The organism is Pseudomonas sp. TWI929 (assembly GCF_039673335.1).
In the GTDB taxonomy this organism is placed as follows: domain Bacteria; phylum Pseudomonadota; class Gammaproteobacteria; order Pseudomonadales; family Pseudomonadaceae; genus Aquipseudomonas.
This window is the reverse complement of sequence record NZ_JBDJLK010000066.1, coordinates 1-22217: the sequence shown is the minus strand read 5'-3', so window position 1 is coordinate 22217 and position 22217 is coordinate 1. Positions and strand designations below refer to the sequence as shown.

General features: G+C 61.3%; 19 protein-coding genes and 1 pseudogene. 12 read left to right on the top strand and 8 right to left on the bottom strand.

Annotation, left to right across the window (positions count from 1 at the left end; translation table 11 throughout):
• The first annotated feature begins 4 nt into the window (after nucleotides 1-4).
• The 6 genes from ABE456_RS21560 to purU all read left to right on the top strand — a co-directional run bounded on the left by ABE456_RS21560 (nucleotide 5) and on the right by purU (nucleotide 7567).
• Nucleotides 5-1258: a serine hydroxymethyltransferase gene (locus ABE456_RS21560; RefSeq protein WP_051095439.1), complete on the top strand. Its 1254-nt coding sequence runs from the start codon at nucleotides 5-7 to the stop codon at nucleotides 1256-1258.
• Nucleotides 1259-1273: 15 nt separating this feature from the next.
• A complete protein-coding gene (locus tag ABE456_RS21555) occupies nucleotides 1274-2524 on the top strand; it encodes a sarcosine oxidase subunit beta family protein (protein ID WP_346645734.1) in 1251 nt (416 codons plus the stop codon).
• A gap of 14 nt (nucleotides 2525-2538) precedes the next feature.
• Nucleotides 2539-2874, top strand: coding sequence for a sarcosine oxidase subunit delta (locus tag ABE456_RS21550; protein WP_346645733.1), 336 nt, complete (start codon nucleotides 2539-2541; stop codon nucleotides 2872-2874).
• The gene (locus tag ABE456_RS21545; protein ID WP_346645732.1) at nucleotides 2871-5885 is read left to right on the top strand and encodes a sarcosine oxidase subunit alpha; all 3015 of its coding nucleotides are present in this window, start codon (nucleotides 2871-2873) and stop codon (nucleotides 5883-5885) included. The genes ABE456_RS21550 and ABE456_RS21545 overlap by 4 nt, the downstream gene beginning before the upstream one ends.
• A gap of 179 nt (nucleotides 5886-6064) precedes the next feature.
• Nucleotides 6065-6697, top strand: a complete 633-nt coding sequence (gene soxG / locus ABE456_RS21540; RefSeq protein WP_346645731.1) for a sarcosine oxidase subunit gamma family protein — start codon at nucleotides 6065-6067, stop codon at nucleotides 6695-6697.
• A gap of 12 nt (nucleotides 6698-6709) precedes the next feature.
• Complete coding sequence (gene purU, locus ABE456_RS21535) at nucleotides 6710-7567, top strand: formyltetrahydrofolate deformylase (RefSeq protein ID WP_346645730.1); 858 nt, start codon at nucleotides 6710-6712, stop codon at nucleotides 7565-7567.
• 75 nt (nucleotides 7568-7642) lie between these two features.
• Here the strand turns inward: purU and ABE456_RS21530 are convergent, their stop codons facing one another.
• Nucleotides 7643-8590: an RHS repeat-associated core domain-containing protein gene (locus tag ABE456_RS21530; protein ID WP_346645729.1), complete on the bottom strand. Its 948-nt coding sequence runs from the start codon at nucleotides 8588-8590 to the stop codon at nucleotides 7643-7645.
• 284 nt (nucleotides 8591-8874) lie between these two features.
• Here ABE456_RS21530 and fdhA point away from each other — a divergent pair, with 284 nt between their 5' ends.
• A complete protein-coding gene (gene fdhA, locus ABE456_RS21525) occupies nucleotides 8875-10074 on the top strand; it encodes a formaldehyde dehydrogenase, glutathione-independent (RefSeq protein ID WP_003255673.1) in 1200 nt (399 codons plus the stop codon).
• A gap of 55 nt (nucleotides 10075-10129) precedes the next feature.
• On the opposite strand, the gene ABE456_RS21520 is transcribed toward fdhA, so the two are convergent.
• From ABE456_RS21520 to ABE456_RS21510, 3 genes and pseudogenes are all read right to left on the bottom strand, one after another.
• Entirely contained in the window at nucleotides 10130-10966 is an 837-nt protein-coding gene (locus ABE456_RS21520) for an RHS repeat-associated core domain-containing protein (RefSeq protein WP_346645728.1), read from the bottom strand.
• 223 nt (nucleotides 10967-11189) lie between these two features.
• Nucleotides 11190-11458: pseudogene (locus ABE456_RS21515) on the bottom strand (DUF3077 domain-containing protein).
• Nucleotides 11459-11790: 332 nt separating this feature from the next.
• Nucleotides 11791-12672 (bottom strand): RHS repeat-associated core domain-containing protein, encoded by an 882-nt coding sequence (locus tag ABE456_RS21510; RefSeq protein ID WP_346645727.1) that lies wholly within the window; start codon nucleotides 12670-12672, stop codon nucleotides 11791-11793.
• A 187-nt stretch (nucleotides 12673-12859) separates the two neighbouring features.
• Here ABE456_RS21510 and ABE456_RS21505 point away from each other — a divergent pair, with 187 nt between their 5' ends.
• On the top strand, nucleotides 12860-13435 hold the full coding sequence (locus ABE456_RS21505; protein WP_346645726.1) for a DUF2780 domain-containing protein: 576 nt from the start codon (nucleotides 12860-12862) through the stop codon (nucleotides 13433-13435).
• A 238-nt stretch (nucleotides 13436-13673) separates the two neighbouring features.
• On the opposite strand, the gene ABE456_RS21500 is transcribed toward ABE456_RS21505, so the two are convergent.
• Nucleotides 13674-15023 (bottom strand): APC family permease, encoded by a 1350-nt coding sequence (locus tag ABE456_RS21500; RefSeq protein ID WP_346645725.1) that lies wholly within the window; start codon nucleotides 15021-15023, stop codon nucleotides 13674-13676.
• Nucleotides 15024-15268: 245 nt separating this feature from the next.
• Nucleotides 15269-16156, bottom strand: coding sequence for an acyltransferase (locus ABE456_RS21495; protein WP_346645724.1), 888 nt, complete (start codon nucleotides 16154-16156; stop codon nucleotides 15269-15271).
• Between the two features lie 182 nt (nucleotides 16157-16338).
• Between ABE456_RS21495 and ABE456_RS21490 the strand changes: the two genes are divergently transcribed.
• From ABE456_RS21490 to creD, 4 genes are all read left to right on the top strand, one after another.
• Complete coding sequence (locus ABE456_RS21490) at nucleotides 16339-16839, top strand: ATP-dependent zinc protease (protein WP_346645723.1); 501 nt, start codon at nucleotides 16339-16341, stop codon at nucleotides 16837-16839.
• A gap of 254 nt (nucleotides 16840-17093) precedes the next feature.
• The gene (gene creB, locus ABE456_RS21485; protein WP_346645722.1) at nucleotides 17094-17774 is read left to right on the top strand and encodes a two-component system response regulator CreB; all 681 of its coding nucleotides are present in this window, start codon (nucleotides 17094-17096) and stop codon (nucleotides 17772-17774) included.
• A complete protein-coding gene (gene creC, locus ABE456_RS21480) occupies nucleotides 17774-19210 on the top strand; it encodes a two-component system sensor histidine kinase CreC (RefSeq protein ID WP_346645721.1) in 1437 nt (478 codons plus the stop codon). Before creB ends, creC begins: the two co-directional genes overlap by 1 nt.
• Before the next feature lie 107 nt (nucleotides 19211-19317).
• Nucleotides 19318-20646: a cell envelope integrity protein CreD gene (gene creD / locus ABE456_RS21475; protein ID WP_346645720.1), complete on the top strand. Its 1329-nt coding sequence runs from the start codon at nucleotides 19318-19320 to the stop codon at nucleotides 20644-20646.
• Between the two features lie 165 nt (nucleotides 20647-20811).
• Here creD and ABE456_RS21470 read toward each other — a convergent pair whose 3' ends face one another.
• Together ABE456_RS21470 and msrA are read right to left on the bottom strand one after the other, a co-directional pair.
• Nucleotides 20812-21435 carry a glutathione S-transferase gene (locus ABE456_RS21470; RefSeq protein WP_346645719.1) on the bottom strand — a complete coding sequence of 208 codons (624 nt, stop codon included), beginning with the start codon at nucleotides 21433-21435 and terminating at the stop codon, nucleotides 20812-20814.
• 2 nt (nucleotides 21436-21437) lie between these two features.
• On the bottom strand, nucleotides 21438-22106 hold the full coding sequence (msrA, locus tag ABE456_RS21465; protein WP_346645718.1) for a peptide-methionine (S)-S-oxide reductase MsrA: 669 nt from the start codon (nucleotides 22104-22106) through the stop codon (nucleotides 21438-21440).
• Between the last annotated feature and the right edge of the window lie 111 nt (nucleotides 22107-22217).

The window sequence follows — 22217 nt, the reverse complement described above, 5'->3', positions numbered from 1 at the left end:
CACGATGTTCAGCAAGCAAGACCAAATCCAAGGTTACGACGATGCACTGCTGGCGGCGATGAATGCCGAAGAACAGCGCCAGGAAGACCACATCGAGCTGATCGCCTCGGAAAACTACACCTCCAAGCGCGTGATGCAGGCCCAAGGCAGCGGCCTGACCAACAAGTACGCCGAAGGCTACCCAGGCAAGCGCTACTACGGTGGCTGCGAGCACGTGGACAAGGTAGAAGCCCTGGCCATCGAGCGCGCCAAGCAGCTGTTCGGTGCCGACTACGCCAACGTCCAGCCGCACTCCGGCTCGTCGGCCAACGGCGCGGTCTACCTGGCCCTGCTGCAGGCCGGTGACACCATCCTTGGCATGAGCCTGGCCCACGGCGGCCACCTGACCCACGGCGCCAAGGTGTCGTCCTCGGGCAAGCTGTACAACGCTGTGCAATACGGCATCGACACCAACACCGGCCTGATCGACTACGACGAAGTCGAGCGCCTGGCGGTCGAGCACAAGCCGAAAATGATCGTTGCCGGTTTCTCGGCCTACTCCAAGACCCTCGACTTCCCACGCTTCCGCGCCATCGCCGACAAGGTGGGTGCGCTGCTGTTCGTCGACATGGCCCACGTTGCCGGCCTGGTTGCCGCTGGCCTGTACCCGAACCCGATCCCGTTCGCCGACGTGGTCACCACCACCACCCACAAGACCCTGCGTGGCCCACGTGGTGGCCTGATCCTGGCCAAGGCCAACGAAGAGATCGAGAAAAAGCTTAACGCTGCTGTATTCCCGGGCGCCCAGGGCGGCCCGCTGATGCACGTGATCGCCGCCAAGGCCGTGTGCTTCAAGGAAGCGCTGGAGCCTGAGTTCAAGGCCTACCAGCAACAAGTGATCGAAAACGCCCAGGCCATGGCCCAGGTGTTCGTCGACCGCGGCTACGACGTGGTTTCCGGTGGCACCGACAACCACCTGTTCCTGGTCAGCCTGATTCGTCAGGGCCTGACCGGTAAAGATGCCGACGCCGCCCTGGGCCGCGCGCACATCACCGTCAACAAGAACGCCGTGCCGAACGACCCGCAGTCGCCGTTCGTCACCTCGGGCCTGCGCATCGGCACCCCGGCTGTCACCACCCGTGGCTTCAAGGTTGCCCAGTGTGTGGCCCTGGCCGGCTGGATCTGCGACATCCTCGACAACCTCGGTGACGCAGACGTCGAAGCCGATGTGGCGAAGAACGTCGCGGCCCTGTGCGCTGATTTCCCTGTTTACCGCTGAGTGGAGTAAACGACCATGCAACGCTACTCGGGCTTCGGCCTTTTCAAACACTCCCTCAGCCACCACGAAAACTGGCAGCGCATGTGGCGCACGCCGACCCCTAAAAAGGTCTATGACGTGGTTATCGTTGGCGGTGGCGGCCATGGCCTGGCCACGGCCTATTACCTGGCCAAAGAGCACGGCATCACCAACGTTGCCGTGATCGAGAAGGGCTACCTGGGCGGTGGCAACACCGCCCGTAACACCACCATCGTGCGTTCCAACTACCTGTGGGACGAGTCGGCGCAGCTGTACGAGCACGCCATGAAACTGTGGGAAGGCCTGTCCCAGGACATCAACTACAACGTGATGTTCTCCCAGCGCGGGGTATATAACCTGTGCCACACCCTGCAGGACATTCGTGATTCCGAGCGCCGTGTCAGCGCCAACCGCCTCAATGGCGTTGATGGCGAGCTGCTGAACACCGCCCAGGTCGCGGCCGAAATCCCGTACCTGGACTGCTCGAAGAACACCCGCTACCCAATCCTCGGCGCTACCGTTCAGCGCCGTGGTGGCGTGGCCCGTCACGACGCCGTGGCCTGGGGCTATGCGCGTGCCGCCGACGCCTTGGGCGTGGACCTGATCCAGCAGACCGAAGTCATCGGCTTCCGCAAGGAAAACGGCGCGGTCATTGGTGTGGAAACCAACAAAGGCTTCATCGGCGCCAAGCGCGTCGGCGTGGTCACCGCCGGTAACTCCGGGCACATGGCCAAGCTGGCCGGCTTCCGCCTGCCGCTGGAATCGCACCCGCTGCAAGCACTGGTATCCGAGCCAATCAAGCCGATCATCGACAGCGTGATCATGTCCAACGCCGTACACGGCTACATCAGCCAGTCCGACAAGGGCGACCTGGTGATCGGTGCCGGTATCGACGGCTGGGTCGGCTACGGCCAGCGCGGCTCCTACCCGGTGATCGAGCACACCCTGCAAGCCATCGTCGAGATGTTCCCCAACCTGTCGCGCGTGCGCATGAACCGCCAATGGGGCGGCATCGTCGACACCACGCCGGACGCTTGCCCGATCATCACCAAGACCCCGGTCAAGAACATGTTCTTCAACTGCGGTTGGGGTACTGGCGGCTTCAAGGCGACCCCGGGTTCGGGCAACGTCTTCGCCGCGAGCCTGGCCAAGGGCGAAATGCACCCACTGGCTGCGCCGTTCTCCATGGACCGTTTCTACAACGGCGCACTGATCGACGAACACGGCGCCGCCGCCGTCGCCCACTAACCGGAGACACCGTCATGTTGCATATTTTCTGTCCCCACTGCGGCGAGCTGCGCTCCGAAGAAGAGTTCCACGCCTCTGGCCAGGCGCACATCGCCCGCCCGCTGGACCCTGCCGCCTGCTCCGACGAGGAGTGGGGTACCTACATGTTCTACCGTGACAACCCACGCGGTATTCACCACGAACTGTGGGACCACGTTGCCGGCTGCCGCCAGTATTTCAACGTCACCCGTAACACCGTGACCTACGAAATTCTGGAAACCTACAAGATTGGCGAGAAGCCGCAAGTGACCGAAGGCGGCAAGCCAAGCAGCGCACCGTCCGCCGTCAAAGGCCAAGGGGAAAAAGTATGAGCCAGACCTATCGCCTCGCCAGCGGCGGCCGTATCGACCGCAGCAAGGTCCTGAACTTCACCTTCAACGGCAAGACCTACCAGGGTTATGCCGGTGACAGCCTGGCCGCCGCGTTGCTGGCCAACGGCGTCGACATCGTTGGCCGCAGCTTCAAGTACTCGCGCCCACGCGGCATCATCGCTGCCGGTACCGAAGAGCCGAACGCCATCCTGCAGATCGGCTCCAGCGAAGCCACCCAGATCCCTAACGTGCGTGCCACCCAGCAGGCGCTGTACGCAGGTCTTGTAGCCACCAGCACCAACGGCTGGCCGAACGTCAACAACGACGTCATGGGCATCCTTGGCAAGGTTGGCGGCAGCATGATGCCGCCGGGCTTCTACTACAAAACCTTCATGTACCCGAAATCGTTCTGGATGACTTACGAGAAGTACATCCGCAAGGCAGCCGGCCTGGGCCGTGCGCCGCTGCAGAACGACCCGGACAGCTACGACTACATGAACCAGCACTGCGACGTGCTGATCGTCGGCGCCGGCCCTGCTGGCCTGGCTGCCGCACTGGCCGCTGCGCGCAGCGGTGCCCGCGTTATCCTGGCTGACGAGCAGGAAGAGTTCGGCGGCAGCCTGCTCGACACCCGCGAAACCCTCGACGGCAAGCCTGCCGCCGACTGGGTCAACGCCGTGGTCAAAGAGCTGGAAGGCCTGCCGGAAGTGACCCTGCTGCCACGCGCCACGGTCAACGGCTACCACGACCATAACTTCCTGACCATTCACGAGCGCCTCACCGACCACCTCGGCGACCGCGCACCGATCGGCCAGGTTCGCCACCGTGTGCACCGCGTGCGCGCCAAGCGCGTGGTACTGGCTGCCGGCGCCCACGAGCGCCCGCTGGTGTACGGCAACAACGACGTGCCGGGCAACATGCTGGCCGGTGCCGTGTCCACCTACGTGCGCCGTTACGGCGTGGCCCCGGGCCGCAAGATGGTGCTGTCGACCAACAACGACCACGCCTACCGCGCCGCGCTGGACTGGCACGACGCTGGCCTGCAAGTGGTCGCCATCGCCGACGCCCGCCACAACCCACGTGGCTCGCTGGTTGAAGAAGCGCGTGCCAAAGGCATCCGTATCCTCACCTCCAGCGCCGTGGTCGAGGCTAAAGGCAGCAAGCACGTCACCGGCGCCCGCGTGGCCGCCATCGATGTGCAGGCACGCAAGGTCACCAGCCCTGGCGAAACCCTCGAGTGCGACCTGATCGCGTCCTCGGGCGGCTACAGCCCGATCGTTCACCTGGCCTCGCACCTGGGCGGTCGCCCGGTATGGCGTGACGACATCCTCGGCTTCGTGCCGGGCGATGCCCCGCAAAAACGCGAGTGCGTGGGTGGTATCAACGGCGTCTACGCCTTGGGCGATGTGATTGCCGATGGTTTCGAAGGCGGCGTTCGCGCAGCTACCGAAGCAGGCTTCAAGGCCACCGTTGGCACCCTGCCGAAAACCGTTGCGCGCAAGGAAGAGGCCACCGTGGCACTGTTCCAGGTGCCGCACGACAAGGGCACCAAAGGGCCGAAGCAGTTCGTTGACCAGCAGAACGACGTGACCGCCGCCGGTATCGAGCTGGCCACCCGTGAAGGCTTCGAGTCGGTCGAGCACGTCAAACGCTACACCGCGCTTGGCTTCGGTACCGACCAGGGCAAACTGGGCAACATCAACGGCCTGGCCATCGCCGCCCGTTGGATCGGCATCACCATTCCGGAAATGGGTACCACCATGTTCCGCCCCAACTACACGCCGGTTACCTTCGGTGCAGTAGCGGGCCGCCACTGTGGTCACCTGTTCGAACCTGTGCGCTTCACCGCCCTGCATGCCTGGCACGTGAAGAATGGCGCCGAGTTCGAAGACGTCGGCCAGTGGAAGCGCCCTTGGTACTTCCCGAAAGCCGGTGAAGACATCCATGCTGCCGTGGCCCGCGAATGCAAGGCCGTGCGTGACAGCGTGGGCCTGCTGGACGCCTCGACCCTGGGCAAGATCGACATCCAGGGCCCGGATGCCCGCGAGTTCCTCAACCGCATCTACACCAACGCCTGGACCAAGCTCGACGTGGGCAAGGCCCGCTACGGCCTGATGTGCAAGGAAGACGGCATGGTCTTCGACGACGGCGTAACCGCCTGCGTCGGCGACAACCACTTCATCATGACCACCACCACCGGCGGCGCCGCCCGCGTGCTGCAGTGGATGGAGCTGTACCACCAGACCGAATGGCCGGAACTGAAGGTGTACTTCACCTCGGTCACCGACCACTGGGCCACCATGACCCTGTCCGGCCCCAACAGCCGCAAGCTGCTCAGCGAGCTGACCGACATCGACATGGACAAGGAAGCCTTCCCGTTCATGACCTGGAAGGAAGGCAACGTTGGCGGCGTACCAGCCCGGGTGTTCCGTATCTCGTTCACCGGTGAGCTGTCGTACGAAGTCAACGTGCAGGCCAACTACGCCATGGGCGTACTGGAACAGATCATCGAGGCGGGCAAGAAGTACAACCTGACCCCGTACGGCACCGAGACCATGCACGTACTGCGTGCCGAGAAGGGCTTCATCATCGTTGGCCAGGATACCGATGGCTCGATGAACCCGGACGACCTGAACATGAGCTGGTGCGTAGGCCGCAACAAGCCATTCTCGTGGATCGGCCTGCGTGGCATGAACCGCGAAGACTGCGTGCGTGAGAACCGCAAGCAGCTGGTAGGCCTGAAGCCGGTCGACCCGACCAAATGGCTGCCGGAAGGCGCCCAGCTGGTGTTCGATCCGAAGCAGCCGATCCCGATGGACATGGTGGGCCACGTGACCTCCAGCTACGCGTCCAACTCGCTGGGCTACTCGTTCGCCATGGGCGTGGTCAAAGGCGGCCTCAAGCGCATGGGTGAACGTGTGTACTCGCCGCAGGCGGATGGCAGCGTGATCGAGGCGGAGATCGTGTCTTCGGTGTTCTTCGATCCGAAGGGTGAGCGGCAGAACGTTTGACTCCGGGCCCTGTGGGGGCAGGCCAGGCGCAATCGCCGGCAAGCCAGCTCCCACAGGATCGATGCAGCTTTGAAGGTTGGTGAGGTCCCTGTGGGAGCTGGCTTGCCGGCGATGAGGCCGGTAGCCCCAACACAAAAGCTGCGTCGCATCGACGAACAAGAATTCAAGGCAGGTAAGAAATGAGCGCTATCAACGTCTTCCAGCAAAACCCCGGCGCCGAGGCCAAGGCCCAGTCGCCACTGCACCACGCCGACCTGGCTAGCCTGGTTGGCAAAGGCCGCAAGAACGCAGGCGTAACCCTGCGTGAACGCAAGTTCCTCGGCCACCTGACCATTCGTGGCGACGGCCATAACTCGGAGTTCGCCGCCGGCGTGCACAAGGCCCTGGGCCTGGAGCTGCCAGTGGCACTGACCGTGGTCGCCAACAAAGACATGTCGCTGCAATGGGTCGGCCCCGATGAATGGCTGCTGATCGTACCCGGTGGCCAGGAACTGGCAGTCGAGCAAAAGCTGCGTGCGGCCCTTGAAGGCCAGCACATCCAGGTGGTCAACGTCAGCGGTGGGCAAAGCCTGCTGGAACTGCGCGGCCCGAACGTGCGCGAAGTGCTGATGAAGTCCACCAGCTATGATGTTCACCCAAACAACTTCCCGGTGGGCAAGGCAGTTGGCACCGTGTTCGCCAAGTCGCAACTGGTGATCCGCCGTACCGCCGAAGACACCTGGGAACTGGTGATTCGCCGCAGCTTCTCCGACTACTGGTGGCTGTGGCTGCAGGACGCTTCGGCCGAGTACGGCCTGAGCATCGAAGCTTAAGGAGAACAGAACATGAGTCGGGCACCGGATACCTGGATTCTCACCGCCGACTGCCCGAGCATGCTCGGCACCGTCGACGTGGTGACGCGTTACCTCTTCGAGCAGCGCTGCTACGTGACGGAGCACCACTCCTTCGATGACCGGCAGTCGGGGCGCTTCTTCATTCGCGTGGAGTTCCGCCAGCCGGACGACTTCGACGAAGCCGGCTTCCGTGCCGGCCTTGCCGAGCGCAGCGATGCGTTCGGCATGGCTTTCGAGCTGACCGCACCGAATCACCGCCCGAAAGTGGTGATCATGGTGTCCAAGGCCGACCACTGCCTTAACGATTTGCTGTATCGCCAGCGCATCGGCCAGCTGGCCATGGACGTGGTGGCAGTGGTGTCCAACCACCCTGACCTCGAGCCACTGGCGCATTGGCACAAGATTCCCTACTACCACTTTGCTCTCGACCCCAACGACAAGCCGGGGCAAGAGCGCAAGGTGCTGCAGGTGATCGAGGAAACCGGTGCCGAGCTGGTGATTCTTGCGCGCTACATGCAGGTGCTGTCGCCGGAGCTGTGCCGCCGCCTGGATGGCTGGGCGATCAACATTCACCACTCGTTGTTGCCAGGGTTCAAGGGCGCCAAGCCTTATCACCAGGCGTACAACAAGGGCGTGAAGATGGTCGGTGCCACGGCGCACTACATCAACAACGACCTGGATGAAGGGCCGATCATTGCCCAGGGCGTCGAGGTGGTGGACCACAGCCATTACCCGGAAGATTTGATTGCCAAAGGGCGCGATATCGAATGCCTGACCCTGGCGCGGGCGGTGGGGTATCACATTGAGCGGCGAGTGTTCCTCAACGCCAACCGGACTGTGGTGCTCTGATTGTTCAGGGGCTGCAATGCAGCCCCTTCGTCGGGACTCTCATGGATAAGAATCATTGAATCCCGACTGCATTTTCTATTGCCTGATTTCCCGGTTGTGGTCAGAAGGCCGCTGTGTCGACCTACTTTGAGCTTGTCGATACTGCCGCTGCGATGCATGCATAAGGGCAGTTGAGTGTGGACGGGGTGCTGTAGTTGAAACGGAATTGTTGACTGCTTGTTGAGAGAACATCCAATGAAATCTACGCACCAGGCGGATGATTGGACGCCGAAGGCCGGTGATTAGGCGACTCAATGTGCTTGACTGCAGAGCGAGAGTTGGGGGATTCCCAACACGCCTTGCTGCCTGAGTGGTCATGGTGTTGTTTATTGCAGGAGCGGAGTTAATGGGTAAAGGCAGATCCTGAAGCGGCTCTCCTAATGGTTGCCTGTTATTAAGCGCCATCGGTGCGGCGACGGGGGCAGGTGCAAAACCCGGCTGTTGAGGCCGCCGTGCAGATATGTTGGGCTGTTGTTCACGGTGAAATATGTGAAATTCGTCGAGGGCTACAGCCTTTACCATTCTAACGGGAGCCCCAGCCTTTCCCGTTGGGTCCGTCAAGTTGACTGGGTCGTCGTTGCAGTAGGCATAGGGGTTGATCCCACCCTCCTCAAATGGACTGTATCTGTCGGGTGAGCTGAAGCGTTGAAGTCCCGGATGGTACGCGCGATAGCCTTGGCCTAACAGGTAAAAGCCTGTGAGCGGCTCTCTGGGTTGTTGGCAGAAGCCCAGCATCGACTCTTTTTCATTTCCAACCGCATCGTAGCCGAAGGCCGAATAGTTGAATGCCCTGGTGTGATCGCCCGTATCGAGAAACAACACGGACCCCTGTCGATCTGTACCAAGCAAGCTAGCATTGCCTGCGCCGACCTCGGCGATAGGACAATTTTGCGTACGCATGAGCGTCCGCGACAGAGCGCCGCTCAACTGAAGATGCAGTACCTGATGCTGATAGAAGCAAAGTCGTTGCTTGATCGGCTGCATGGCGCACATCCTGTTTCTCCGTAGTGGAATCATTGTTCCTGAAGGCGCATGAAACTGTTACTGGCAGAATTGACAGGTCAGTCCTGTAGTTTAAGCGCTGCATGGCATCCGCTCCCTTGGGGGCATTGGCCCCTGACGCCCACTGGCAAGTCGCTGTCGCTTACAGTCAGTGCATCCGGCCCCATCCGGCCCACAATTCCCCTCATTCCAGAAACACATGCCGCCCACGGATGGCGGCGCGTTCCACCACCGCTGCATAAATAAAAATCAAGCGAGGTAAGAGCATGTCTGGCAATCGTGGAGTGGTGTATCTCGGCGCTGGCAAGGTCGAAGTACAGAAGATCGACTACCCGAAAATGCAAGACCCACGCGGCAAGAAAATCGAGCACGGCGTGATCCTCAAGGTGGTTTCCACCAACATCTGCGGCTCCGACCAGCACATGGTCCGCGGCCGCACCACCGCCCAGGTCGGCCTGGTCCTGGGCCATGAAATCACCGGTGAAATCGTCGAGAAGGGCCGCGACGTCGAGCGCATGCAGATCGGCGACCTGGTGTCGGTGCCGTTCAACGTTGCCTGCGGCCGTTGCCGCTCCTGCAAAGAAATGCACACCGGTGTCTGCCTTACCGTCAACCCGGCCCGCGCCGGCGGTGCCTACGGCTACGTGGACATGGGCGACTGGACCGGCGGCCAGGCCGAATACGTGCTGGTGCCGTACGCCGACTTCAACCTGCTGAAACTGCCAGAGCGCGACAAGGCCATGGAGAAGATCCGTGACCTGACCTGCCTGTCCGACATCCTGCCAACCGGCTACCACGGCGCCGTGACTGCTGGCGTAGGCCCGGGCAGCACCGTTTACGTCGCTGGTGCTGGTCCGGTCGGCCTGGCTGCCGCTGCCTCGGCGCGCCTGCTGGGTGCCGCCTGCGTCATCGTCGGTGACCTCAACCCAGCCCGCTTGGCCCATGCCAAGTCGCAGGGCTTCGAAGTGGTCGACCTGTCCAAGGACACCCCGCTGCACGAGCAGATCGTCGACATCCTCGGCGAGCCGGAAGTGGACTGCGCCGTCGACGCCGTTGGCTTCGAGGCCCGTGGCCATGGCCACGAAGGTGCCAAGCACGAGGCCCCGGCCACCGTGCTGAACTCGTTGATGCAGGTGACCCGTGTAGCCGGCAACATCGGTATCCCGGGCCTGTACGTGACCGAAGACCCGGGCGCGGTAGATGCTGCTGCCAAGATCGGCGCGCTGAGCATCCGCTTCGGCCTGGGCTGGGCCAAGTCGCACAGCTTCCACACCGGCCAGACCCCTACCATGAAGTACAACCGCCAGCTGATGCAGGCGATCATGTGGGACCGTATCAACATTGCCGAAGTGGTGGGTGTGCAGGTGATCAACCTGGACCAGGCGCCGGAAGGTTATGGCGAGTTCGATGCAGGGGTGCCGAAGAAGTTTGTGATCGACCCGCACAAGATGTGGGGCGCGGCGTAATCAGCGTCGAATGAAAGAGCCCCTCGAATCGAGGGGCTTTTTATTTGGAAATGTGTCATCTAGGTGCGAATGGATCATGGTATCGAGGACCATCGTCTCTGGATCTGATGGTTGTGGCTACGAAGTAGGGTAAATCGTTAGTGGACCCTTCAGGTGTCACGTCTGGTCCGGATGAATCAGAGTCATAGCTGGTTGTGCTGGCGCTCCTGGAGCGCTGGCTGAGCGCCGCCGATACCGACGCAAAGCCTGAATCCTCATGCAAATCCGGTGTTCGCTGTATTGATGCGATGCGCAAAGTGGGTTTGTCGACAGGTGCTTGGTGTGCCTGAGAGGAAGGCGTCATCTCTATTTTGCTGTTGGTACCGGTGATGCGCCTTCGCATTGCCTTGAGGTTAATGCGGAACATGACCCGCTTGACCAACGAGCGGAAACTGATACGGCCGCTCGGATCAGTTCGGTTGACGGGGTCGCCCAAACAGTAAACGTAGGCATTGAGTCCCCCCGCGCCAAAGGGGCTGAGCATATCTGAAGCGTTGAAGCGCATGGTGCAGGGGTTGTAGTTTCGATAGCCCTTGCCCAGTGGATAATCCTTGCTCAGCGGAGCAATCCGCTCGCCGTTGAACCCAAGTAAAGTTCTACGTGAGGGGAGGCCTGGGTCATTACCGCATGCTGCAAAAGCATGGGATTCCTTTTCGTCAGCATCCTGTACTGTGAGCACCGATCCTTTATTGTCAGTGGCCAGCAAGCCGACAGATTCGTTAATACTTGTTCGGCGTTCTGCGAGAGGCAGTGCACCGTTTCGGAAGATGGCGCGATGTTGGTCGTCCTGTTTCACGGTGACGAGTTGGTCGCCCCGGTAGAAGAAAAGCGAGTTGTTTGGTGCTTTGCTCATGATTCAAGTCCCTGCGGCGCGGGGTAAATGCAGATTGCTTGAAGCCCATTCTGAATAGCCGCAGGGATTTTGAAACTGGCAGACATGACAGGTGCTACGGTGCTGGACCTGATCTGCTCGAAGGCAAGTTTGCCACGACCTTGTGGCCTGCGCAGGCTCTCGTAGGAGCGCCCCGGCAAGGCCGCTCCAGCTGAACGCGTTAACCGGCCAAGCTATACAAGGCTCAGCGCATCGTCCCCAACTCCGCATCATCCATCAGCGCCTTGGCCAACGCGCTCAAATAATGCGAGGCCCAAAGCAACTGCGGCTTGTTGTCCATCAACCCGTCAATGGTCATGTCCCGCACATACCCCATCAGCTCCGAAGCCTGGTCACGGGCATCCTGGCACGGAATGCCGGGGGCAATGCAGAACAGCGGGTGGGTCTTGTTCTCCCCTGGTAAAACATGGTCTTGCCAACGGTGGTGTTGGGTTCTCTTACGTCTGTTGTCATTGTTCTATCCCCTTGAAATTGGCTGTGCCTGCCCGCGAAGAGGCCCGAACAGACAACACATCAACTAAGCCTTATGCAGCACCCGCCGCTCAACGGGCATCTGGCGTTCTCCGCGGCCTGGAGAATGGTGTCGTCAAGGAAATGGGAATTGTGGGGCGGAACAAAAATTGTTTTCAGCATGGTGTAACCCTCTGTCGGTTGCGCCGACACCCTCTGCTGTCAAACAAATGGGTGGCAGCTGTACGCGGGGTGGCAGACAGGTCGACAGAGTAAACCCGGCGCACACAGCCACCATTGAAGTAAGCCATCACGGGGCCATGCTGGTAATTGCATCATTGTGCAGGGTTTTCGCCCTCGCGAAATTCTTTTACGAACTTTTCGAATGCATCTGTGAATTTGCCTGGTCCATAGGCGTCTTGATAATTCTGGATATTATCTTCATTTTGGTTGAATCTTTTTTCTATATCTTTGAGTTTTAGCTTGGCATCATTGATTATGTCTGTTTGCTCTACCATTAATGTGATAATTTCTCCTTGCTTTGTTTTGGAAGTTTCGGTGTCTCTTTTTGACGCGCTGACCCTCGACCCATGAACACTTTTCTGATCAAGCCCATAAGCCTTTCCGACGCTGATATGCTTGTCAGAGAGACGTTTATGTTCAGCTTGCGCGTTATTAAGTCTCTTTGTTTCCGCTGCTGATTTTTTTTGAAGAGTTACTCGGTTTTTTGCGAGTATTTTTATGTTGTTCATCATTTCCAGCGTAAGAGGGGCTTCACCAGAGGGGTCAACCAAGTTAACAGGGTCGCCCAAGCAATAGGTGTAGCTATTCAGGCCGCCTTTAAGAAATGGCGAAAAGAGGTCTGGCGAGCAGAAACGCATCAATCGTGGGTTGTAATATCGATAGCCACTGCCCAGAAGGTAGTGATGGAGGAACTCGTTCAGCGGTTCACCATTAAAGCCTAGTAATTTGTTAGGTGTGCTTTCGTTTGAGTTGTAACCATAAGGCGTGTAGCTGTAATGCGTAATGCTGTTTTTAGAGAGGGACACAGTCAGCGATTTTTTATTGTCGATAGCCAATAGGCTGAAGTCATGGTTTCTTAGTTCTGCCAGCGGACTGGAGGTGGCCCTGAAAATGTGCAGGGAATCATCGCCGAGCTTTGAAATCAGCTTGTTCTTGGCATAGAAAAAATGGTTGTTTTTCTGTTTGGTCTTCATGCATGCTCCAAAGAACCGATGGCCTGAATGATATTGCTCACCGACAGTATTTTGCATGCTTCATGTTCTCTGACTACTGGTAAAAATATCAGGTTCGCGTTAGGGGATAGCGCTCCGGAACAATCCCGCAAATCGTCAGTCAAACCCCTCGTTTCCCAGGCCATCCCGGCCGACGAGGTCCCTCCCGATGAAAGCATTCACCCTGGCAACCCTGATGACCCTGGCCGCAAGCCCGGTGTTCGCCTTCAATCTCAGCGACGCTGCCAACGCCGTGTCGGCCATGCAGAATCAGCAACAGCAAGGCCAGGTGCAGGCGCCCGAGGCGCAGGCCAACCTGCTCAACACCCTGGGCAGCGAATTGAAGATCACCCCCGAACAGGCCGTGGGCGGCGCAGGGGCGATGCTGGGGTTGGCGCGCAACAACCTCAGCAGCGAGGACTATGGCCAACTGACCAAGGCAGTGCCAGGGCTGGACCTGCTGGCGGGGGCCAGTGCGCTGGGTGGCTTGAGTGGGTTGGGTGATTTGCTGGGCAAGAACAGCGAGAACCCGTCGGCGTTGAACAATGCGCTGGGTGGTAATGTAGAGAACCGCAGCGACCTGGACAATGCGTTCAAGGCGCTGGGCATGGATACCGGGATGATCGGGCAGTTTGCGCCGTTGCTGTTGCAGTACCTGGGGCAGCAGGGGATTGCGGGGGCGCTGTTGCAGAACCTGGGGAGCTTGTGGACCACACCGGCGCCGTTGGGCCAGCCTTCGGTCTGAAGGTTTTGTAGGGGCAGTGGCGGCCCTATCGCCGGCAAGCCAGCTTCCACAGGGTTTTCACCGCCTTCAGGCCATGCGCTGTACCTGTGAGAGCGGCCTTGCCGGGGCGCCGGACCGGTCGGAAAGGGTCGCGTAGCGACCCCAGGGTTTCAGCGTCAGCTCAAAGATTGTCGGGGCCGCTTTGCGGCCCTTTCGCGACGCAAGGCCGCTCCCACAAGAGAAGCAGAATCGCGTCGGTTCAGGCTGCTTCGGTGAAGTCCACCAGGCGCACCGGGCGGCGGAAGCCGGCGGTCAGGATTGCCAGGTAGGCCAGGCCCAGGGCAAACCAGCACAGGCCAATCACCAAGGTCAGCGCTGACAGGCTGGTCCACAGCCACAGGGTCAGCGCCAAACCCACCAGCGGCACCAGGCCATAGCACAGCAGCCCCTTGAGGTTACGCTGCGCCCCAGCGTCCATCAGGTGGGTTTTCACCACCGCCAGGTTCACCGCCGAAAACGCCACCAGCGCACCAAAGCTGATCAGCGAGGCAAGGGTAGCCAGGTCGATCACCAATGCCAGCAGCGAAAACGCCGACACCAGCGCAATGGCGAACACCGGCGTGCCAAACCGCGGCGACAGGTAGCCGAAAGTGCGCTGCGGCAGCACCTTGTCACGGCCCATGGTAAACAGGATTCGCGATACCGCCGCCTGCGAGGCCAGCGCCGAACCCAGGCTGCCGGCCACATACGCAGCGGTGAAGAAGTTGGCCAGGAACTGCCCGCCCGCCTTGAACATCACCTCGTTGGCCGCTGCATCAGCATTGGCGAAGGTGCTGCCCGGCAAGACCAGCTGGCTGACGTAGGCCAGCACGGTGAACAGCACACCGGCGAACAGCGTGGTGAGGATGATCGCCCGTGGCACGTCGCGGCGGGCATCGCGGCATTCTTCGGCCAGGGTGGAGACAGCATCAAAGCCGAGGAACGACAGGCATAACACCGCCGCACCGGCCATGATCGGGCCGAAGCCAGGCTGCGAGCCATCGCCCAGCAGCGGCGACAGCAGGTCGAGCGGCTGGCCGGCCAGCGACTGGCAGGACAGGGCGACGAACACCACGATGAAGACGATCTGCGCGCCAACGATCAGGTTGCTGGTCTTGGCTACTGAGTGAATGCCGACCACGTTCAATACCGTTACCAGTGCGATCGAGGCCAGGGCGATGGACCAGGCCGGGATGGCCGGGAAGGCGATATTGAGGAACAAGCCGATCAGCAGGTAGTTGATCATCGGCAGGAACAGGTAATCCAGCAGCAGCGACCAGCCGGCCAGGAAGCCGACGTTGGGACCGAACGCCATGTTGGTGTAGGAGTACGCTGAGCCCGCAACGGGGAAGCGCTTGACCATGAAGCTGTAGGACGCGGCAGTGAACAGCATGGCCACCAGCGTGACCATGTAGGCGCCAGCGGTGCGGCCCCCAGTGAGTTCGGTGACGATGCCGTAGGTGGTGAAGATGGTCAGCGGGACCATGTACACCAGGCCGAAAAACACCAGGGCGGGCAGGCCGAGGACACGGCGGAGCTGGGCGGGGGTGGAGCTGGGTGGGTTGGCCATCGTTCGATCCAGAGCGTTTTTGTAGTTGTGCTTTGGTCGATTTTTATCCACTTAGGTAGGGGATGACAAAAAAGTAATCCTAATGCTGATTATTAGCCTGGGTTTTAATCAGGGTTCTGTAGTGCCTGTGCCGGCCTCTTCGCGGGTAAACCCGCTCCCACAGAATCACCACAGGCCCTGAAGGTAGCGGGGTCCCTGTGGGAGCTGGTTCACCCGCGAAGAGGCCGGATCAGGCAATAAAGATCTCAGCCCATTTCCGCCCGCAGCTGCTCGATCCGCTGGTCCTTCTGCACCCAAAGCTGGTTCACCCAGGCCTGTACCGTCTGACGAAACTCAGGGTCATTTTCGTAATCCCCCGCCCACAGCGCCGGGTCCAGCTCGCGCACTTGAATGTCGATAATCACCCGGCTGATGCTGCCATTGAGCAAGTCCCAAAACCCCGGCGCCTTGTTGCCTGGGTAAACGATGGTCACGTCGAGCAAGGCATCCAGCTGCTCACCCAGCGCCGCCAGCACGAACGCCACGCCGCCGGCCTTGGGCTTGAGCAGGTAACGATACGGCGACTGCTGCTCCAGGCGCTTGGCCTCGGTAAAGCGTGTGCCTTCCAGATAGTTCACCACGGTCACCGGCTGGCGCTTGAACAGCTCGCAGGCCGCCTTGGTGATCTCCAGGTCCTTGCCCTTCAGCTCAGGGTGCTTTTCCAGAAACGCCTTGCTGTAGCGCTTCATGAACGGGTAATCCAGCCCCCACCAGGCCAGCCCGAGCAGCGGCACCCAGATCAGCTCTTTCTTCAGGAAGAATTTGAAGAACGGTGTGCGGCGGTTGAGGCTTTCGATCAGTGCCGGAATGTCGACCCAGGTCTGGTGATTGCTCACGGCCAGGTACGAGGTGTCCTTGCGCAGGTTCTCGACGCCGCGGATGTCCCACTGGGTGGGGATGCACAACGCGAAGATCGCTTTGTCGATTTCCGACCAGGCCTCGGCCACCCACATTACCGCTGCAGAGGCATAGTCTCGCCAGCGGCCCGGCAACACCAGCTTGAGCAGGGCGAAGACCAGCAGCGGGCAAATCAACACCACGGTATTGAGCAGCAGCAGGGTGGTAGTGAGAATGCCGGTCAGCAGGCGACGCATAAAGAGACTCTTGTTGTGGGAAATAAACAGCTGGCAATGATAAGCAGCGCCGTGCCCTACGCCAAATGTCCAATGCCCGGCGGCGGGGACAAATGTTTCACATTATGTTGGTTAGGCTTGTTTCATCGAACCTATCCTGCCAGTGCAGTCTAAGCACTGACCCTTCTCAAGGAAGCCTGCTTGTGAAATCTCTGTTTGCCTTGTTGTCGCTGTTGGCATTGCCGGTAATGGCCGCCGAACCCACGATCTACGGTCGGTACGAGAACATCGCCCTGCCCGAGCTGGGTGAAACCCTGAAAGCCAAGATGGACACCGGTGCCTTCACCGCGTCGCTGTCGGCCAAGGACATCGAGCTGTTCACCCGCGATGGCGACGAGTGGGTGCGTTTCCGCCTGGCGACCAAGGACGCGGACGGCAAGGTGTACGAGCACAAGGTCTCGCGCATCAGCAAGATCAAGGGCCGTGCCGATGAAGAGGAGGAAGGCGATGCGCCGGAAATCTCCAAGCGCCCGGTGGTGGACCTGGAGCTGTGCCTGGGTGACGTGAAGCGCACCGTGGAAGTTAACCTGGTGGACCGCAGCAGCTTCAACTACCCGCTGCTGGTGGGGTCCAAGGCGCTGCGCGAGTTCAAGGCGGCGGTCAACCCGGCTAAGAAGTTTACGGCTGGCAAGCCTGACTGCTGATTTGCTTTGCCTGTACCGGCCTCTTCGCGGGCACGCCCGCTCCCACAGGGATGGTGCATGTCCTTGAGAGCTGCGTTGTACTTGTGGGAGCTGGCTTGTCGTGGCGACGAACCGCTGCGATGGGCCGCACAGCGGCCCCACGATTTCAGCGTTGATGCAAATATCGCCGGGGCCGCTCTGCGGCCCTTACGCGACACAAGGCCGCTCCTACACTATAAGGCGTCGCCATAGAGACCTGCACAGGCCCGGACGCCATGCCCCACATCCTTATCGTCGAAGACGAAGCCGCCATCGCCGACACCCTGGTCTACGCCCTGCAGGCCGACGGCCACAGCACCGAATGGGTGACCCTCGGCAGCGCCGCCCTCGACCAGCAGCGCCAGCACCCGGCCGACCTGGTCATCCTCGACATCGGCCTGCCGGACATAAGCGGCTTCGAAACCTGCCGGCAGTTGCGCCGTTTCAGCGAAGTGCCGGTAATGTTCCTCAGCGCTCGTGATAGCGAGATCGACCGGGTGGTAGGCCTGGAGATCGGTGCCGACGACTATGTGGTCAAGCCATTCAGCCCGCGTGAAGTGGCCGCGCGGGTGAGGGCGATCCTCAAGCGCATGGCCCCCAGGGCCGAGCCTGCCATTGAAGCCCCACTGTTCCAGCTCGACACCCTGCGCATGCAGATCACCTACCGCAGCCAGGCCCTCACCCTGACCCGCCACGAATTCCGTTTGCTGCAATGCCTGCTGGAACAACCGCAGCGGGTGTTCAGCCGCGAACAGCTGCTCGACGCCCTGGGCGTGGCCTCCGACGTGGGCTACGAGCGCACCATCGACAGCCATATCAAAGCCCTGCGTGCCAAGCTGCGCCAGGTGGCCAGCGGCGCCGAGCCAATCCAGACCCACCGCGGCCTTGGCTACAGCTATAGCCCGGAGCATGCCTGATGCGCCTGGGTATCCGGATATTCCTGGTGTACTTCCTGTTCGTCGGGTTGGCGGGCTACTTCCTGCTCAACACGGTGCGCGAGCAGATCCGCCCGGTGGTGCGCCAGTCTTCCGAAGAAACGCTGGTAGACACCGCCAACCTGTTGGCCGAGATCCTGCACGATGACGTCAAGGCCGGCACCCTGAACCAGGGCCGCCTGCCGGAAGTACTCAAGGCCTACGGCTCGCGCAGCCCAGGTGCGCAGATCTGGGGGCTGGCGAAGAACCAGGTCAGCCACCGCATCTATGTCACCGACGCCAAGGGCATCGTGCTGCTGGACTCCAGCGGTGAGGACCTGGGCAAGGACTATTCGAAGTGGAACGATGTGTTGCTGACCCTGCGTGGCCAGTATGGTGCGCGCTCCACCCGCAGCGACCCCAGCGACGAAAGCACCTCGGTGATGCACGTAGCGGCGCCGATCATCGACGACGGCAAGATCATCGGTGTGGTCACCGTAGCTAAACCCAACAGCTCGCTGCAGCCGTACATCGACCGCTCCGAGCAGCGTTTGCTCACGCTGGGCCTGGGGCTGATCGGCCTGGGCTTGCTGATTGGCGCGGCGCTGTCGTGGTGGCTGACGCGCTCGCTGCGCCGGCTGGCTCGCTATGCCCAGGCGGTCAGTGAGGGAGAACGCGCTGCGTTGCCGCACTACAAGGGCGGCGAGCTGGCGCACCTGGCCCAGGCGGTGGAGCGCATGCGCACGCAACTGGAAGGCAAGGCCTACGTCGAACGCTACGTGCATACCCTGACCCACGAACTGAAAAGCCCGCTGGCGGCCATACGCGGGGCTTCCGAGCTGCTGCAGGGCGATGACATGCCGGCCGAGCAACGGGCGCGCTTTGCCGCCAACATCGAGCGTGAGAGCGAGCGCCTGCAGCAGATGATCGAGCGCCTGCTCAACCTGGCCCGGGTGGAGCAGATGCAGGCGCTGGAAGATGAGCAGCAGGTGGCATTGGCGGCACTGGTGGACGAGTTGCTGCTAGCCCATGCGGCGCGCATTGAAAGCGCCAATTTGCAGGTGCGTCAGCGGGTGCCGGCTGGTATGCGTTTGTTGTGTGACCCGTTCCTGATGCGCCAGGCGCTGGCCAACTTGCTCGACAACGCGCTGGATTTCACCCCGGAAGGTGGTGCGCTGCTGTTCGACCTGGAGCGCGATGGCGAGCGGGTGGCCTTGAGCCTGTTCAACCAGGGGCAGGCGATACCGGCGTATGCCATTGGCCGGGTGAGCGAGCGTTTCTACTCGCTGCCGCGGCCCGGCAGTGGGCGCAAGAGTACCGGGCTGGGGCTTAATTTTGTGGCCGAGGTGATGCAGCTGCATGGCGGGGCGTTGGCGGTGGATAACGTCGATGGCGGGGTGCGGGTGAGGTTGTGGCTGCCGCTGCGGCGTATCAGCTGAGATAGCTGGGGCCGCAAAGCGGCCCCAAAAACACGAAATCTCCACACAGTCTCCCCAAGGCCTCCACGCAAGGCGCAGACACTGCGCCCATTGCCACAGGAGGCCCCATGAACAAAACCCTCGGTTACAAGCTCGGCATGATCGCCGTGCTGATGCTACTGCTGCTAATCCCGCTACTGCTGATCAACGGCCTGATCGACGAACGCCAGGCCCTGCGCGACGAGGTACTGCATGACATCGCCCAGAGCGCCAGCTTCGACCAGCAACTCAGCGGCCCGCTGCTGGTGGTGCCGTACCGCAAGTACCAGCGGCGCTGGATCGAAAAGGACGGCGAGCGCACACAGGAAACCAGCACCATCGCCGGCCATCTGTACTTCCTGCCGGAAACCTTCGATGCCGATCTGGGTGTGAACACCGAATTGCGCGCCCGGGGCATCTACCAGGCTCGCCTGTTCCACGCCAAGGGCCATATCAGCGGCCGCTTCAAGCTCCCGGAGCGCTGGGGCATCGACAAGGACTTCGACGACTATCGCTTCGACAAGCCGTTCCTGGTGGTGGGCATCAGCGACATTCGTGGTATCGAGAACGGCCTGGAGCTCAGCCTGGACGAGCAGAAAGTGCCGTTCGAAGCCGGCACCCAGCTCGACTGGATGCGCGGCGGCGTACACGCCAGCCTGCCGGGGCTGGATGGCCTGCAGGCGCGGGAATTCAGCTATGGCTTCGACCTGGCGCTGCAAGGTACCGGTCAGTTACACGTGGTGCCGGTGGGCCGTACCAGCAGCGTGGACATGCGCGCCAACTGGCCGCATCCGAGCTTTGTTGGCAGCTACTTGCCCAGCCGCCGCGACATCGACGCCCAGGGGTTTACAGCCCATTGGCAGACTTCATTCTTTGCCACCAACCTGGAAGACGCCCTGCGCCAGTGTGCCGGGGCAGGGCAATGCGCCGACTTCGGCGAGCGCAGCTTCGGCGTCAGCTTTGTCGACCCGGTGGATCAGTACCTGAAGAGCGAGCGGGCGATCAAGTACGCCTTGCTGTTCATTGCCCTGACCTTTGCCGGTTTCTTTCTGTTCGAGGTGCTGAAAAACCTTAGCGTGCACCCGGTGCAGTACATCCTGGTGGGTGTGGCGCTGGCGTTCTTCTACCTGTTGCTGCTGTCGTTGTCCGAGCATATCGGGTTTGGCTTGGCGTATGGGCTGTCGGCTTCGGCGTGTGTGTTGTTGATCGGTTTCTACCTGAGCCATGTGCTGCGCAGCCTGGGCCGTGGGGTAGGGTTTGCGGCGGGGTTGGCGGCGTTGTATGCGCTGCTCTACGGGCTGCTGAGTGCCGAGGACTACGCGCTGCTGATGGGCTCGTTGCTGTGCTTTGGCTTGCTGGGGGTGTTCATGGTGCTGACCCGGCGGCTGGACTGGGCGCGGGTGGGGAGGGTGGCATGAGGGAGGACAAAGAGATCGGGCGGTGGTTGGCCCTCAGGATCGGGCAGTTGTTTCCTGTGATACCACAGTGAGGCATTCGCGGGTAAACCCGCTCCCACAGGTACTGCACAGATTTCGATTACTGTGATGTCCCTGTGGGAGCGGGTTTACCCGCGAATAGGCCCTTCAGGCCACCGGAGAGGTGGCGACCATCGACGGCTGCTTGGCCACCTCGGCATACCACGCCGCCAACCCAGGCTGGCGCTCACGCCAGCCAAACTCCGGCTGACGCAAATCCAGATAGCCCAGCGCACAGGCCACACCAATCGCCGCCAGGTCGAAGCCGGACATCAGCTCGGGTAAATGCTCTTGCTCCAGGTTGGCCAGGCTACGGCGGATCTTCTCGCCCTGCGCCTGCAGCCAGCCATCCCAGCGCTTGTCTTCAGGCCGCAGAAAGCTCTCATAACGGCTCGACACCGCCGCATCCATGATCGCATCCGCCTGCGACACCAAGGTCATGCGCCGCCAGCGCGCCGAGCCCTCTCGTGGCAGCAGCGGCAGGCCGACGTGCTGCAGGTCGAGGTACTCGCAGATCACCCGGCTGTCGTGCAGCACGGTGCCGTCGTCCAGGCGCAGGGCCGGGATCTTGCCGATCGGGTTGTCCTGGTTGAGCTGCGGGTCGCCGCTCACCGGGCTGATGTTGACTGCCTGCAGCGTCACCCGCTCAAGCTGGCCGGTCTCGTGTAGCACCACCATGACCTTGCGCACGAACGGCGACAACGGCGAGTGGAACAGGGTCATCGTGCTCATGTTCAGTTGCCCTGCAGGCTCGGTGGCAGGCACACGCCGGTGCCGCCGATGCCGCAGTAGCCGTCCGGGTTCTTGGCCAGGTACTGCTGGTGGTAGGCTTCGGCAAAGTACACGGTTGGCGCCTGTTCGATTTCGGTGGTGATTTCACCGAAGCCGGCCTTGCTCAGTTCGGCCTGGAAGGCGTCGCGGCTGGCCTTGGCCTGTTCCAGCTGCTCTGGGCTGGTGCAGTAGATGGCCGAGCGGTACTGGGTGCCGATGTCGTTGCCCTGGCGCATGCCCTGGGTGGGGTTGTGAAGTTCCCAGAACATTGCCAGCAGCTCGCGGTAGCTGACCTTGTCCTTGTCGAACACCACCAGCACCACTTCGGTGTGGCCGGTCAGGCCCGAGCAGACTTCTTCGTAGGTGGGGTGGGGGGTGAAGCCGCCGGCGTAGCCGACCACGGTGCTGACCACGCCTTCACGCTGCCAGAAGCGGCGCTCGGCGCCCCAGAAGCAACCCAGGCCGAAGATGGCGAAGTCGATGGCGCCCTCGAAGAACGGGCCGAGCAGTGGGGTGCCTTCGAACACGTAGTGGAACTCGGGCAGGCTCATTGGCGTTTCGCGGCCAGGCAGGGCCTGTTCCGCGGTAGGCATGACGTTTTTGTTCACCAGGATTTCCGAACGCAGGACCATGGCCGTTCCTCTGTGTTTATTCAGTTGGATAGGTGTTGGGGCCATCGCCGGCAAGCCAGCTCCCACAGGGATACCACAGGTTTCGAGACCTGTGCGGTCCCTGTGGGAGCT